The sequence below is a fragment of the Clostridioides sp. ZZV15-6597 genome (assembly GCF_020657815.1).
Lineage (GTDB): Bacteria > Bacillota > Clostridia > Peptostreptococcales > Peptostreptococcaceae > Clostridioides.
Map to the genome: position 1 here is coordinate 1 of NZ_JAGWCT010000100.1, position 14,843 is coordinate 14,843.

General features: G+C 27.6%; 15 protein-coding genes and 1 riboswitch. Of the genes, 14 read left to right on the plus strand and 1 reads right to left on the minus strand.

Going from position 1 to position 14,843, the window contains the following annotated elements; genetic code table 11:
* The first annotated feature begins 374 nt into the window (after nt 1-374).
* From KGF52_RS17025 to KGF52_RS17060, 8 genes are all read left to right on the plus strand, one after another.
* Entirely contained in the window at nt 375-584 is a 210-nt protein-coding gene (locus KGF52_RS17025) for a FeoA family protein (RefSeq protein WP_227840993.1), read from the plus strand.
* Nucleotides 585-596: 12 nt separating this feature from the next.
* Nucleotides 597-818 carry a FeoA family protein gene (locus KGF52_RS17030; protein ID WP_227432844.1) on the plus strand — a complete coding sequence of 74 codons (222 nt, stop codon included), beginning with the start codon at nt 597-599 and terminating at the stop codon, nt 816-818.
* A gap of 98 nt (nt 819-916) precedes the next feature.
* Nucleotides 917-3,073: a ferrous iron transport protein B gene (feoB, locus tag KGF52_RS17035; protein WP_227827345.1), complete on the plus strand. Its 2,157-nt coding sequence runs from the start codon at nt 917-919 to the stop codon at nt 3,071-3,073.
* Nucleotides 3,074-3,098: 25 nt separating this feature from the next.
* On the plus strand, nt 3,099-3,251 hold the full coding sequence (locus KGF52_RS17040; protein WP_227827346.1) for a FeoB-associated Cys-rich membrane protein: 153 nt from the start codon (nt 3,099-3,101) through the stop codon (nt 3,249-3,251).
* 180 nt (nt 3,252-3,431) lie between these two features.
* The gene (locus tag KGF52_RS17045) at nt 3,432-4,142 is read left to right on the plus strand and encodes an AIM24 family protein (protein ID WP_227827347.1); all 711 of its coding nucleotides are present in this window, start codon (nt 3,432-3,434) and stop codon (nt 4,140-4,142) included.
* Nucleotides 4,143-4,230: 88 nt separating this feature from the next.
* On the plus strand, nt 4,231-5,001 hold the full coding sequence (locus tag KGF52_RS17050) for an ABC transporter permease (protein WP_227827348.1): 771 nt from the start codon (nt 4,231-4,233) through the stop codon (nt 4,999-5,001).
* Complete coding sequence (locus tag KGF52_RS17055) at nt 4,994-5,725, plus strand: ABC transporter ATP-binding protein (RefSeq protein WP_227840994.1); 732 nt, start codon at nt 4,994-4,996, stop codon at nt 5,723-5,725. Before KGF52_RS17050 ends, KGF52_RS17055 begins: the two co-directional genes overlap by 8 nt.
* 33 nt (nt 5,726-5,758) lie before the next feature.
* The gene (locus tag KGF52_RS17060; RefSeq protein ID WP_255611362.1) at nt 5,759-6,721 is read left to right on the plus strand and encodes an NrtA/SsuA/CpmA family ABC transporter substrate-binding protein; all 963 of its coding nucleotides are present in this window, start codon (nt 5,759-5,761) and stop codon (nt 6,719-6,721) included.
* A 99-nt stretch (nt 6,722-6,820) separates the two neighbouring features.
* On the opposite strand, the gene KGF52_RS17065 is transcribed toward KGF52_RS17060, so the two are convergent.
* A complete protein-coding gene (locus KGF52_RS17065; RefSeq protein ID WP_227840995.1) occupies nt 6,821-7,417 on the minus strand; it encodes a DUF3793 family protein in 597 nt (198 codons plus the stop codon).
* Between the two features lie 245 nt (nt 7,418-7,662).
* Between KGF52_RS17065 and KGF52_RS17070 the strand changes: the two genes are divergently transcribed.
* The 6 genes from KGF52_RS17070 (at nt 7,663) to KGF52_RS17095 (ending at nt 14,665) form a co-directional block, all read left to right on the plus strand.
* A complete protein-coding gene (locus KGF52_RS17070) occupies nt 7,663-8,262 on the plus strand; it encodes a hypothetical protein (RefSeq protein ID WP_227840996.1) in 600 nt (199 codons plus the stop codon).
* A gap of 124 nt (nt 8,263-8,386) precedes the next feature.
* A riboswitch (SAM riboswitch) is annotated at nt 8,387-8,493 on the plus strand.
* A gap of 118 nt (nt 8,494-8,611) precedes the next feature.
* Nucleotides 8,612-9,577, plus strand: coding sequence for a methionine ABC transporter ATP-binding protein (locus KGF52_RS17075; RefSeq protein WP_227827353.1), 966 nt, complete (start codon nt 8,612-8,614; stop codon nt 9,575-9,577).
* Nucleotides 9,570-10,226, plus strand: a complete 657-nt coding sequence (locus KGF52_RS17080; RefSeq protein ID WP_227432857.1) for a methionine ABC transporter permease — start codon at nt 9,570-9,572, stop codon at nt 10,224-10,226. The genes KGF52_RS17075 and KGF52_RS17080 overlap by 8 nt, the downstream gene beginning before the upstream one ends.
* Before the next feature lie 37 nt (nt 10,227-10,263).
* A complete protein-coding gene (locus KGF52_RS17085) occupies nt 10,264-11,055 on the plus strand; it encodes a MetQ/NlpA family ABC transporter substrate-binding protein (protein ID WP_227827354.1) in 792 nt (263 codons plus the stop codon).
* A 148-nt stretch (nt 11,056-11,203) separates the two neighbouring features.
* Nucleotides 11,204-13,942 carry a PAS domain-containing sensor histidine kinase gene (locus tag KGF52_RS17090; protein ID WP_227840997.1) on the plus strand — a complete coding sequence of 913 codons (2,739 nt, stop codon included), beginning with the start codon at nt 11,204-11,206 and terminating at the stop codon, nt 13,940-13,942.
* A 114-nt stretch (nt 13,943-14,056) separates the two neighbouring features.
* Nucleotides 14,057-14,665: a DNA-3-methyladenine glycosylase gene (locus KGF52_RS17095; protein WP_227840998.1), complete on the plus strand. Its 609-nt coding sequence runs from the start codon at nt 14,057-14,059 to the stop codon at nt 14,663-14,665.
* The last annotated feature ends 178 nt before the right edge of the window (nt 14,666-14,843 follow it).

The window sequence follows — 14,843 nt, forward strand, 5'->3', positions numbered from 1 at the left end:
TAATAATAAAAAAATGTTTCTAAGGAAGAATTAAATATATAAATAAATATAGAATAGATGAAAAATAAAGATGCTTTTAGATAGTCAAAGATACTATCTAAAAGCATCTTTATTTTATGGAAATTATGCTAAAATGAATAAGATTTATATGAGGAAGAAGTTTAATTGAGAAAAAAAATCAAAAGAATACAATAATCACTTGCAAAACTTATACTATTGTGATAGACTTAAATCAAAATTAAGAATTGTAAAAAGAAGGAAAAAAATAGGTAATCATTTTAATGAGTCACAACTTAAAAATAAGATACTAGAATTTAAATAGAAGGAAAAGTCTACACATAAATTTAAATTAGTATAAGGAGGAGGAAAATCATATGCCATTAGTATTATCAAATATAGGAGAAGAAGTAGTTATAAAGAAGATTTCAGGAAGTGATAAGATAAGAACCTTTTTAAATAGCATAGGATTTGTAGTAGGAACAAATGTTAAAATAATTTCTAAGATAGATGGCAATTTGATAATAGATGTAAAGGATACTAGAATTGCATTAGATAAAAAAATGGCAAGCAGGATAATAATATAGGGAGGTAGTAATATGAACAAGCTAAAGGATATTAAGTGTGGGGAAACTGTAAAAGTTAAAAAATTAGAAGGAGAAGGAGCCACACGAAGACGTATAATGGATATGGGGATTACAAGGGGTGTTGATGTGTTTGTGAGAAAAGTAGCTCCTCTTGGAGACCCAATTGAAATAACAGTTAGAGATTATGAACTGTCAATTCGTAAATCAGATGCAGAAAAAATTATTGTGGAATAATAAACTTAATTATAGTAGGGTTAATGCAATTATATAGTGAGAATGATTTTCTGTATCAAAAATAATTATGTATCTAAATATTAATGGAGGGAATGGAAATGTCAATAAAAATAGGTCTCATAGGAAATCCTAATTGTGGCAAGACAACAATGTTTAATGGACTTACAGGTTCATCGCAATATGTTGGTAACTGGCCAGGAGTAACAGTTGAAAAAAAAGGTGGAAAATTAAAAGGAAATAAAGATGTAGAAATAGTAGATTTACCAGGAATTTATTCTCTATCGCCATATACATTAGAGGAAGTTGTTACACGTAATTTTATGCTTGATGATAAACCAGATGCAGTAATAAATATTGTAGATGCATCAAATATAGAGAGAAATTTATATTTAACAACTCAGGTTTTGGAATTAGGTATACCTACTGTTATAGCTCTTAACATGATGGATGTTGTTAAGAAAAATGGAGATAAGATAAATATTAAAAAATTATCAGAGGTTATAGGTTGCCCTGTAGTAGAAGTAACAGCTGTTAAAGGGCAAGGAATTATGGAAGCTGCTCAAAAAGCAATTGAAATTGCAAGTTGTAACAATAAATTAGATTTTAAGTTACCTTTTGTTGATGAAAGCAAAGGAGCAATAGAAAAAATCGAAAAGATAATAGAGGAAAAAACTCCATATATAGATATGGAAACACGTTGGTTAGCTATCAAGTTATTTGAAAGAGATGAAAATGTTATACAAAAGCTTGATATTTCTAAAGGAATATTAAATGATATAGAAGAAATAACTAGAAGCTGTGAAGATGAATTGGATGATGATAGTGAAAGTATAATCACAGCAAATCGTTATGAATTTATCAGTTCAATAATTTCAAGCATAATAAAGAAAAATAGAAAAGGTAAAGAAACTGTCTCAGATAAAATAGATAAGATTGTAACAAACCGTATATTAGCATTACCTATTTTTGCACTTATAATGTGGGGAGTTTACTACATAGCAGTAAGTTCATTGGGTGCTATAGCAACTGATTGGACAAATGATGTATTGTTTGGAGAAATTATTCAAGGTAATGTAAGTAATTTCCTAGCTTCCGTAAATGTAGCTGATTGGTTACAAGGTCTTGTAGTTGATGGCTTAATTGGTGGAGTTGGAGCTGTATTAGGATTTGTGCCACAAATCATGCTTTTATTTTTACTATTATCAATACTTGAAGATTGTGGATACATGTCACGTGTGGCTTTTATAATGGATAGAATCTTCCGTAAGTTTGGTCTTTCAGGAAAGTCATTTATACCAATGCTTATAAGTTCAGGTTGTGGAGTTCCAGGTGTTATGTCAACTCGTACTATAGAAAATGATAGAGACAGAAAAATGACTATCATGTTAACTACATTTATTCCATGTGGAGCTAAAATTCCAATAATAGCTTTATTTGCAGGAGCATTGTTTGGAGGGGCTTCATGGGTAGCACCATCAATGTATTTCTTAGGAATTGTAATGATAATTGTTTGTGGAATTATATTAAAAAGAACTTCTTTATTTGTTGGAGAGCCATCTCCATTTGTTATGGAACTACCTCAATATCATGTTCCTAGTGCAAAAGGTGTTTTAATTCATATGTGGGATAGAGGAAAAGCATTTATAATCAAAGCAGGTACAATTATATTTGTTGCTTGTGGAGTAATATGGTTTTTACAATCATTTAACTGGTCACTACAAATGGTAGATGCAGGAGATAGTATATTGGCTAGTCTAGGAAATATAGTTGCACCAATATTTGCGCCTCTTGGATTTGGAAACTGGCAATCATCAGTAGCAACAGTTACAGGTCTAGTAGCAAAAGAAAATGTAGTTGGAACATTTGGTGTTTTGTTTGGTATATCAGATGCAACAGAACAAGACCCAACACTTCTTGGTTCAGTTGCAAGTATGTTTACAGTAGTTAGTGCATTTTCATTTATGGCATTTAACATGCTTTGTGCACCTTGTTTTGCAGCTATTGGTGCTATAAAAAGAGAAATGGGTTCATGGAAATGGACATGGATTACATTAGGATTCCAAACTTTAACAGCTTATATAGTTGCTCTTCTTATCAATCAAGTTGGAAGTGTACTTTTAGGAACTGGCGGAAGTATTGCTGGGGCAATAATATCTATAGTTATAGCAATAGCTGTAGTATTTGGAGTTTTAACTTATTCAAATCGAACAATAAAAAAAGATAAAATTGGTAATTTGAGCTATATGAAAAATTAGTTCATATAAATAAGGAGTGATGATTATGGCTACATTTGTTATAGCAGCTATTGTGGTAATATTAATGGCATTGGCTGTGATGCATATGGTTAATAACAAAAAAAAGAATGGCAGTAGTTGTGGATGTGGTTGTTCTGGATGCTCAAGTAGTAAGAGTTGCCATGATACTAAAAGATAGATAAAATAAGAGTCTGATAAAAAGTTTAAATTACTTTATTATCAGGCTTTTATTTTTTATATAAATAATAAATTTCATATTTGAAGTCAATTAGACTATATTATATTTTTACTGTATAATTATAGACAAATATATGATTAGGAGGGATTATTGCTAAATACAGCAATATAAATGTTTATTATGTTTAAATTTGATGTGACAAACGAACTTATGTGTATAGCAAGAGGAAGTGGTAAATTTTTTGCTAAAAAAGGTGCTATGGTAGCATTTAAAGGAAATTTTAACTTTGAAAAATTAATATTAGGCCCAAACAATGGCGGTGGTTTAGGTAGAGCATTACTAGGACATGTTCAAAGGTCATTGACAGGAGAACAAATGCCAATAATGGTTGTTGAAGGTGAAGGTGAAATTTACCTAGCACAAAATGCTTATCATGTAGATGTAATATCAATTGACCCAGGTGACTCGATTTGTGTTGAGAGCGAAAACTTATTAGCATTTTCAGAACAACTAGATTATAGTGTAAAATTAATTGGTTCAGGAGTAATATCTCAAAAAGGACTTTTTACTACACATTTAATAAATAAAACAAGCCAAAATCAAGATATTGCCATAATAACAGATGGTAACCCTCTGATACTTGAAGGGCCTTGTTGTGTTGACCCAGATGCGTTAGTAGCATGGACTGGAAGGGAACCATATCCTAAAGTAGCAAAACTATCATGGAAAACTTTTGTTGGTCAGACTTCAGGGGAATCTTATCATATGGAGTTTGTTGAACCTGGCCAAATAGTTATTATACAACCATCGGAGAGATTGTCTAGTCTGAATACAGATGCAACACCTTCTGACAGAATGAGGTCAGGTGGAGTAAGAATTGGCATAGATTAATTTTTATAGTGCATTTTAATTGTGATTTAAAATATATTTAAAGAATAAAAATGGTAGCAGGGGTAGGTATATTAAAAAGGAGTTTTAGATGCTGGAGAGAATTCATAAAAAGTTTAAAGGATATTACATTTTCTTACTAATCTTAATTTTATGGAAAATTGTATGTGTTTTAGGTATATGGAGTAGCTATATTTTGCCTCCACCTGAAAGAGTTTTCGAAACTTTTATAAAAATGATAAATGATGGTTCTATTTTTTTAAATGTTTATGCTAGTGTTAAGAGGATATTTATAGGTTTTTTAATAAGTTCATTGATAGCAATACCACTTGGAATCGTATTTGGTGTAAATAAAAAAATGTATGAGTATTTCAAGCCACTATTTGAATTTATGAGAAGTACACCTCCACTAGCTTTAATACCTATGCTGATTTTATGGTTTGGTATAGGTGAAGAGTCTAAAATTATAATTATAGTTTTAGCATCGTTTTTCCCAATATTTTTAAATACGCTAAAAGGGATAAAAAATTGTGACAGTAAATTAATCGAAGTAGGAAAGTCTTTTAATTTATCTAAGAAAAGAATTTTTTGCAAAATAATAATTCCTAATTCTATGTTAGATATTATTGTTGGACTTAGTCTAGGTCTTGGGTATAGCTTTAGAGCTATAATTGGTGCAGAACTTATTGCGGCTTCTTCTGGTTTAGGATACTTGATTTCTGATGGTAAGGATATGTCAAGAACTGATATTGTACTGGTTGGAATTTTTGTTATTGGTTTTTTAGGTATACTTTCAGATTATCTATTTTCAATGGCAATAGCAAAATTTAGCAAAGGGAAGCAGGTTGATTTAAATGGTTAGAAATGGATTTTTATTAGAGAATATACATAAAAAGTATTTAGTTGATAATAAAGAACATTTAGTGCTTGATGATATATCATTGAGTATATCTAGCGAAGAAATAACGGTTATATTAGGGGAAAGTGGCTGTGGGAAGACAACTTTGCTTAGAATTTTAGCAGGTCTTGAAAGTGCTACTAGTGGAAATGTATATTTTTTTTATAATGATAAAAAGTGTATCCCAAAAGTAGGGGTTGTTTTTCAAGAAAGTAGACTAATGCCATGGCTAAATGTAAGTGAAAATATACTTTTACATACTGAAAAAAATAATATAAATAAGGTTGATTTAGACAGATATTTAAAGATGATGAAACTTGAAAAGTTTAAAAACTCATATCCAAATGAGCTCTCAGGAGGAATGGCTCATAGAGTAAGTATTGCAAGAGCTCTTTCTTTTAACCCAGATATTCTATTGATGGATGAACCATTTGCGGCATTAGATTATTTTACAAGAAGAAAAATGCAAAAAGAAGTAGTAAATATCCATAAAAATACTAAAAAAGGGGTAGTATTTGTAACTCATAATATCGAAGAAGCTATGGAAATAGCAAAGAAAATAATTGTTTTTAGTAAAAATAAAGGGATTAAACAATTTAGTGTCGAAGATGAATATAATAGAGATTTAACTAAAAGCTATTATATAAGCTTAAAAAAAGAAATATTAAGGGAATTGGGGGAGTTTTAAGTGATTAAAAGAAACAAAAAAATTTTAGCAGTAATGACATCTTTAGTAATGGTATTGGTTGGTACTGTGGGATGTTCAACAAAAGAAGAGGGTAATAAAGATGTTCCTACAAAAAAAGAGACTAGTTTACCTAAGGAAATAAATTTAACCTATGTAAAGTCTCCACTTAATGTTCCAAGTATACTGGAAAAGAAGGATGATTCATTTGGTAAGGAATTTAAAAAGGATAATATAAAAGTTAATTTTCATGAACTAACAACAGGTCCAGAACAAACTCAGGCACTAGCTGCTGGAGAATTAGACTTTTTGCATGCATTAGGTGGAACATCTGCTATAATAGCTGCTTCTAATGGAGTTGGGCTTAAAATTACAAATATCTATAGCAGATCACCAAAAGGATATATGCTTATAACTAACAATGAAAATATCAAATCTATAAAAGATTTAAAAGGTAAGAAAATTGTAGGGCCAAAAGGGACTATACTTCATCAATTATTGATTGCTGCACTTGCTAAGGAAGGTTATACTATAGATGATGTTGAATATGTAAACATGGATATTCCTAGCGCTGCCTCTGCATTAGAAAGTAAAAGTGCTGATGTTGCAATGCTTGCAGGTCCAGTAGCTCTAAAAACAATAAATGCAGGTAGCAAAATGATAGTAAATGGAGAAGGTTTAGTTAGTGGAATAATAGTTACTGCAGTAAGTGATGATTTTTCTCAAAAATATCCTGAATTAGTAAAAAGATTTATGAAAGTTCATGAAGAAACTTTAAAATATATGGATGAAAATAAAGATAAGGTAATGGAAGATGTATCAAAAGAAGTTGGTTTAACTTTAGATGAAACAAAGGAAATGTATTCTTGGTATGATTTTAGTTCTAAGATAACAGATAAGGATATAAAAGAGTTAGAGGATACACAAGAATTCTTGATGTCTAATGGAATGCAAGAAAAGAAAATAAATATTAAAGATATGTTATATAATCAAAATTAGTATATTAAAATAGAAAATACATCCTTAAGTTATTGTGGTAATAACATGATAAAAAAGGATGTATTTTTATTTTTAATTATTTTATAGAATTAAATCTAATTAGAAACAGCTTACTATTTTATCTACACTTATGTAGTCAAGCAATTTTCTCATTTTTTTACGATGAAGCAAAAACTTAGAATATGTGTCTTCTGATTGTTTTGGATCACCGTAAACTTTCCAATATTTAATCATAGAAACTTCACAGTTACTATATCCCATAAATCCAATCACATCTTTAAGGGGATATCCTAAAAAAATACCTATTTCATCAGGAAAAGTATCAGTTTTAAGTTTTTCAACTAGATGCTCTAAATAAGCATTTACATTAGTATTTTGTTTGTATCCTAAAAACTTCAAAAAATTTACTGTTTTTTTACATTTTAATCTTTCTGACAATGCAGTTTTATTTACAAATAATATTTTTAATCCTTTTTTTTCTTTATCAATAACTATAAAATCTATCTTTTTACACTTATATAAATATTTGTAAATATCACTAATTTTTTCCTCTCTATTTACGTCAGTAAATGAAATATTTATTATTTCAGCAGGTTTAGAGCCTAAAAAAACTGGACCTAAAACTTCTAAAAGCCATTTTATATATGATGATTCAATTTTATTCTTACAACAAAATTGTGAACTGCAACAATGCATAAAAGATAACCTCCTTCAAATGAAAACTAATATCAATTAATTAAATTATACTATGAATGATAATCAATATCAATAATAAAATTATATTTTTTTATTTAATTACTTATCTATTATAATTTCCCAAAAAATAAATTATAAATTGTTTAATTTTAGTAAATAAAAAATAAAAATATAGAAATACTAAATGTAAGAAAGAGAATTATTAAAACTTTTTGTAATATAAAACATCTAGGAGGGTAATAAAAATGAAATTAAAAAGAACTTTATTTGTAGGACTTGCGTTAGTATTAGCTATAGGTATGACAGCATGTACTAAAAAAACTGAACAACCAGATGAAAATGCAGGAAAAAATCCAAACGAATCAGTAAATAACAATGAAGGCTATATGAATTATTATTCAACAAGCTATAATGATTATATAGCAGGTTTAAATAGATATTCTATTTATGATACTCCAGAAAGTATAAATAATCAGTTTAAGGATAAAGAATATCCAGGAAATGAAAAATATTTAAGTGATGTAAAGGCAGCATATAAAGACAGTAGAGATAAAATACAATCATTTGTAGATTCTCTTAAAAAAGATGGTAAAACAGAAGATGCTGAATTAAAGAAAATGAATGATGAATTAATAACTGAAGGTGAAAGATTAGTAAAGGATATAGATTCTAGACTAGCAAAATTAGATAAAGTATCTGACGAAGATATGAAAAAAGGTCAAAATGACTTTATGAAATTAGTTCATGGAACAGAAGATGTTGGAAATGATATAGGTAGTGGTTTTAGAAAAATGATAAAAGATATGAATGATAGATTAGGAATAACAGGAAACAATAAAAAATAGTTATTTATCTTTAATTAGGAATAATAAAAAATAAAAATTTTAAATAAATTTATTGACAAATATTATTAATAAATATATTATATATAACATAGCAACAAATGATAATCGAATTAAATTAAATAACGTCTTATCAAGAGTGGTGGAGGGACTGGCCCTTTGAAACCCGGCAACCAGTATATTTTATATACATTGGTGCTAAATCCTGCAACTGATATAGTTGATAGATGAGTATAAATAGCTTTTTAAGCCTGAGTTTATACTCAGGCTTTTATTTTGTTAGATACAAATTTAAAATACATAAATAAAAATAAACATACAAATTGAGCAGAATATGTGGGGAGGAAATTTTATGGTTAGCATAAAAAATGTTAATAAGTATTATGGAAAGACTCAAGTACTTAAAGATGTAAGTATTGAGATAGAATCTGGAGAAATCTTTGGGATAATAGGTCATAGTGGTGCTGGAAAATCAACACTACTTAGATGCATAAATGGGCTAGAAGAATATCAAGAAGGTAGTGTGCTTGTATCTGATAAGGAAGTAAAGTCATTAAATGAAAAGCAAATGAGGGATTTAAGAAAAGAGTTAGGAATGATTTTTCAACACTTTTCATTACTTGAAAGAAAAACAGTATTTGATAATGTAGCATTACCTTTAGAGTGTTTTGGATATACAAAGGCAGAAATTAAAAAAAGAGTTTTAGAGTTACTAGAAGTGGTTGGTATATCTGAAAAGAAAAATGATAAACCAAGAAACTTAAGTGGTGGTCAAAAACAGAGAGTTGCAATTGCTAGAGCTTTAGCACTAAACCCACAAGTACTTCTTTGTGATGAAGCAACTTCAGCACTAGACCCAAATACTACAAAATCAATTCTTTCATTACTTGAAGATATAAACAAAAACCTAGGAATAACAATAATAGTTGTAACTCATCAAATGGAAGTTATAAAACAAATTTGCGGAAGAGTGGCAATAATGGAAAATGGAGAGGTATTAGAAGTAGGAGATACAGAAGAAATTTTCTTGAGAAATACTAAGGGACTTAGAAAATTAATAGGTGAAGAAAGTATAATTTTACCAAAAGGAACAAATATAAAAATACTATTCCCTAAAGACATTTCTAATGATGCTATTATTACAACAATGGCAAGAGAGTTAAACATAGATGTATCTATAATATTTGGGAAATTAGAACAATTTAAAGAGGATATTTTAGGTTCACTTATTATAAATGTTTCAGATAAAAGCGGAGAGAAAGTAAAACAGTATCTTACAGATAAGGACATAAGATGGGAGGAAATGATAAATGAATAGTCTAATTGATTTTTTAACAACACTATTTCCAAATGCATTACTACAAACTTTATATATGGTCATAGTACCAACTGTAGTGGCAACAATATTAGGATTTATACTAGCAATTATATTAGTAGTGACAAAACCAGATGGATTAAAACCAAATAGCACGATTAATAGTGCACTAGGATTTATAGTAAACATATTTAGAAGTTTCCCGTTTATGATACTTATAGTTGCAATGATTCCAATAACAAGATTAATTGTTGGAACAAGTATAGGAGAAACTGCTGCAATAGTACCAATAACTATTGGTGCAGCACCATTTATCGCTAGGATTATAGAAAGTTCATTAAATGAAGTTGATAAGGGACTAATAGAGGCTGCCAAATCTTTTGGGGCTACAAAAAAACAAATAGTATTTAAAGTTATGATAAAAGAAGCAATGCCTTCAATTGTATCTGGAATTACATTGTCAGTAATTTCTATACTTGGTTATACAGCTATGGCAGGTGCAGTAGGAGCTGGTGGACTAGGTAATATAGCACTTATTTATGGATACCAAAGATTTGATACAGCAGTAATGGTTTATACAGTAATAGCACTTGTAATACTAGTTCAAATAATACAAGGTTTAGGAAATCTAGCGTATAAGAAACTAAAATAATTTAATCAATAAAACATTTTTAAAGGGGGAGTAAAAAATGAAATTAAAAAAATTATTATCAGTAGCATTAGTGTCAGCAATAGCAATATCAGCAGTAGGATGTTCAAACAAAGAGGATAAAAAAATATTAGTAGGGGCATCATCAAATCCACATGCAAAAATATTGGAAGTTGCAAAACCTTTATTAAAAGAAAAAGGATATGATTTAGAAGTAAAGATATTTGATGATTATGTGCTTCCAAATACAGCCTTAGATGAAGGTTCTTTGGATGCTAACTTCTTTCAACATATTCCATTTTTAGAGGAGACTGTTAAGGAAAAAGGATATAAACTTACTTATACATCTAAAGTTCATATAGAGCCAATGGGATTCTATTCAGAAAAAGTTAAATCATTAGATGAAGTAAAAGATGGAGCAGTTATAGCTGTACCAAATGATGCGACTAATGGAGCTAGAGCACTTAAATTATTAGCAAAACATAAATTAATAGAAGTAAAAGATGGCGAACTTATAACTAAAAAAGATATAACTAAAAATCCTAAAAATATACAAATAAAAGAAATGAATGCAGAACAATTACCAACAGTATTAAAAGATGTTGATGGAGCAGTAATAAATTCTAATTATGCTTTAACAGCTAATTTAAATCCTACTAAAGATGCAATAGTAATAGAATCAAGTGATTCTCCATATGTAAATATAATTGCTTGTAGAGAAGATAATAAGGATAGTGATAAGATTAAAGCTTTATCAGAAGCTATGAATAGTAAAGAAGTTAAAAAGTTTATACAAGATGAATATAAAGGAAGTATCGTTCCAGCTTTTTAAATTAAATATACAAAATCTATAAAATGAGTAAAATTTTAAAAACTTTACTCATTTTTTTTTATAACTAGAAAGTGACAAATTTTTTGGGAGAATTGTGGTAACATATTTATAGATAAAACTATATAAAAATGAAGAAGTGGTGGGGAATATGGAATCTAAGGGAACTTTAAGGAAGAATAAGGTCTATATATTGGCTAATGGGTTATTTTTAATTATTGCACTTTTGAATATAAATTTGTATACAGTTTCCATAAATATGTATAGGATAATTTTACTTTGGATATTTGGATATTCTATAGTTTATATAACTAGTTTTGAAAAAGATGAATTTATAAATATACTAAAATTAGGATGCCTTGTATTAGTTTTTGTGGGGATTTTAGGCATAGCAGAATTAGAGATTCAAAAATTCCAAGTTATGATACTCAATTTAAGTATAATTAATATATCTACATTTATATACTTAACAATTTCTAAAATAAAAAAACTGAGAATAAGTCATTTGTTGATTTTCAACAGTACTTTTGTAATAGTAGATTATTTTCTACGAAGTATTTTTAATAACTTTTATTTGAATATGATTATTATGTCAATTAATATTGTCATATCTTTGTTCAATTTATTGTTTGTATTAAACAAAATCAATAGTGAAGCTGAACATTATAGCTTAATAAAAAATTTATCATACTTTGCTTTATTTGCAACTATTATAGGTTTTATAACAACTTGTCAAATTAGTATAGTAGATACAGATAGATTAATAGGAGTAGTGTATTTATTGTTATGTAATCATACTTACTATGTGTATGTATACAGTCTAAGTAATAGAATAGTATATCCATATTATGAATTAAATTCAATAAATAAGAAGTTAAGTAAAAAGTCAGAACAATTAAGTAAGATAAATCTAGCAATAGAAAAGGATATGACTATACAGAAAACATTAAAAAATTACATAGATGAAAGAAAAGAGTTATTAAGACAAGCACTTGATACTATACCAAATGTATGGATAATAACAGATTATGATTTTAATATAAGTTATACAAATAATGCATTTAAAGATGAATTTTCAAAGGACATGAAAAACTTTTATCACATATTAAATTTTATAAAAGAAGATGAGTGTGTAGCTGAAAAGCTAAAAAAATTTGATAAGGATATAAGTATAATTGATAAACAAGTAGAGCTAAATAATAAAATATATTTGCTAAGTTTAAGTAATAATGAAGAAGAAAGTAATTATTTAATAAGCTTAAATAATATTACAAATGAAATAAAAATGGATAAAGAGATAAGGGCTATAAATAAAGATTATGAAAATATAATATTAAATATACCCTCTCCTATACTTGTAAGAAGTGCAGAAGGTGGTATAAAGAAGAATAAAGTAATAAGCATAAATAAAAAATATGAAAAGAGTTTTAAATGTACATCAAAAGAGCTAGTTAATATGACATTAGAAAAATATTTTGAAACTTTTAACATAGATTTCTTTGATAATAGAGACTTTAAAAGATTAAATCTAACAAAAGAAAAGAAAGCTGAAATAGTAAGTTATAATGATACAGCAAATTGTATAGTTAATTTTGTAATGTCTGATTCAGATGGTGAAGAACATGTTGAAGAAGTGAGAGTTGGAGATTATTGGTCAAATAATAAATTATTTAAGTTACTTACATTTAGAGATATAACCAAAGAAATAAATATACTTAGAACAGTAAATGAACAAAAAATAATATATGAAAAATTATTAGATGCTATACCAGAGGCTATTTTTCTTGAAGATTTAAGTACATCAAGAGTACTTTATACAAATAGAGCTTTTAGAGAATTATTTGGAATATCAAGTGATGTACTAGGAGTAACAACACAAAAATATAGAAATATCTTAGTAAAAAAATACATAAACAATTTAAATATAGGTGAAAGAGAAAAAAGTATTCATATAGTAAATGAAAACAATCATATTAAAGAAGTAAATATGATATCAAGAACCTTATACTTTGGACAGAAGAGAAGTAGAGTGAGAATCATTAAAGATTTAAGTGTACAAAGAGAGTCTGAGAGACTTAAAAAAGCATTAATAAAACAAAGACAGTATGACCAGATGAAGATGGAGTTCTATGCTAATATATCTCATGAACTCAAGACTCCTTTAAATAATATCTATAGCTCAGTTCAGCTTATCGAGAATCTTTATAAAAAAAGCAAGATAATTGACTGTCAAGATATATTAAGAGAACACATAAAAATAACTAAACAAAACATGTTTAGATTATTAAGATTAATAGATAATATAATAAATATTTCTCAAGTTAAATCAGAAATATATAAGATTAAAGCAGTTAACTTTGATATTATCGATATAACAGAAAGAATAGTTACATCCATTAGCAGTTATGCAAAATCTAAGGGAATCGACTTAGTTTTTGATACAAATGAGGAAACTATGAGAGTAGGTCTTGACCCAGAATCTATAGAAAGGATAATATTGAATATATTATCAAATGCTATAAAGTTTACTTTAGAAGGTGGAGAAATACTTGTAGGAATATATAAAGAAGGTGAAAATGTAGAAATACTTATAAAAGATACTGGAATAGGTATAGAAAAGGAAAAATTAAATGACATATTTAATAGATTTAAACAAATTGAAAATAGTGGTATATCAAATGAATTCGGCAGTGGAATAGGATTGTGTCTTGCAAAATCGTTAATTGAAATTCAAAATGGAGAAATTTATATAGATAGTAAATTAGGAGAAGGAACAGAGGTGAAAATCATATTCCCAATTAAAGAAGTAGTTGAAGAAGTCTATGATAAATCAAATTACAATGATAATATTGAAAAATTCGAGATAGAATTTTTTGATATATATAAGTAGTAAATATTGAAATCCATTATTTTATATATTAATATACAATTAAAAGCAGACTAATTTTACTTATAATTTTAGCTGTATTTAACTGACTATAAATAAACTTTATGAGGTGAAATTTTGGAAAAGGATTTTTTTAGGAAAAATGGAATTGATTTAGCTAAATCTATATTAGGTAAATATTTAATAAGAAAGTATGAAAACAAAACAATTGTTACCAAGATAGTAGAGACAGAGGCATACATGGGTATAAATGACAAAGGTGCACATGTATATGGTGATAAAAGAACTGAGAGAACTAAGCCTCTGTATTTAGATGGTGGACATATATATGTTTATTTAATTTATGGTATGTACAATTGTCTAAATCTATCAGCGAATATAGAAAATGTACCAGAGTGTGTGTTGATAAGAGGTGTCGAACCAATAACTTCTTTAGATGAGATATCTATAAATAGATATAATAAATTGTATGATAATTTGAGTAAGTATCAAATAAAAAATATTACTAATGGACCAGGAAAACTTTGTAAGGCTTTAAAAATAGATAGAAGCTTAAATAGTAAGAGTATAATGGGTGAAGAATTATATATAAGTGACTTTTATTATGATAATGAAGGAAAAAAGGTATTTAGTGAAGGTGAATTGGATATAAAAACTAGTAAACGTATAAATATAGACTATGCAGAAGAAGCAAAAGATTTTTTATGGCGTTTTTATATAGAATAAGTACTGATATCAATAAGATATATATTTATAAAAATTATTTTTTATAAATATATATCTTATTTTTTACAGAATTTTTATTTTAGTATAAATAAATTTATAGAGCAGAAGATGTATTTTTAGTAGATTTTTATAATTATTTTCAATTGTTTTGTTTATACAAACAAAGATATATTTCAAC

Excerpts from the sequence above, each read along its gene's own strand:
- KGF52_RS17025 (WP_227840993.1), top strand. The coding sequence starts at position 375 with ATGCCATTAGTATTATCAAATATAGGAGAAGAAGTAGTTATAAAGAAG.
- KGF52_RS17030 (WP_227432844.1), top strand. The coding sequence starts at position 597 with ATGAACAAGCTAAAGGATATTAAGTGTGGGGAAACTGTAAAAGTTAAA.
- feoB (WP_227827345.1), top strand. The coding sequence starts at position 917 with ATGTCAATAAAAATAGGTCTCATAGGAAATCCTAATTGTGGCAAGACA.
- KGF52_RS17040 (WP_227827346.1), top strand. The coding sequence starts at position 3,099 with ATGGCTACATTTGTTATAGCAGCTATTGTGGTAATATTAATGGCATTG.
- KGF52_RS17045 (WP_227827347.1), top strand. The coding sequence starts at position 3,432 with ATGTTTAAATTTGATGTGACAAACGAACTTATGTGTATAGCAAGAGGA.
- KGF52_RS17050 (WP_227827348.1), top strand. The coding sequence starts at position 4,231 with ATGCTGGAGAGAATTCATAAAAAGTTTAAAGGATATTACATTTTCTTA.
- KGF52_RS17055 (WP_227840994.1), top strand. The coding sequence starts at position 4,994 with ATGGTTAGAAATGGATTTTTATTAGAGAATATACATAAAAAGTATTTA.
- KGF52_RS17060 (WP_255611362.1), top strand. The coding sequence starts at position 5,759 with ATGACATCTTTAGTAATGGTATTGGTTGGTACTGTGGGATGTTCAACA.
- KGF52_RS17065 (WP_227840995.1), bottom strand. The coding sequence starts at position 7,417 with ATGCATTGTTGCAGTTCACAATTTTGTTGTAAGAATAAAATTGAATCA.
- KGF52_RS17070 (WP_227840996.1), top strand. The coding sequence starts at position 7,663 with ATGAAATTAAAAAGAACTTTATTTGTAGGACTTGCGTTAGTATTAGCT.
- KGF52_RS17075 (WP_227827353.1), top strand. The coding sequence starts at position 8,612 with ATGGTTAGCATAAAAAATGTTAATAAGTATTATGGAAAGACTCAAGTA.
- KGF52_RS17080 (WP_227432857.1), top strand. The coding sequence starts at position 9,570 with ATGAATAGTCTAATTGATTTTTTAACAACACTATTTCCAAATGCATTA.
- KGF52_RS17085 (WP_227827354.1), top strand. The coding sequence starts at position 10,264 with ATGAAATTAAAAAAATTATTATCAGTAGCATTAGTGTCAGCAATAGCA.
- KGF52_RS17090 (WP_227840997.1), top strand. The coding sequence starts at position 11,204 with ATGGAATCTAAGGGAACTTTAAGGAAGAATAAGGTCTATATATTGGCT.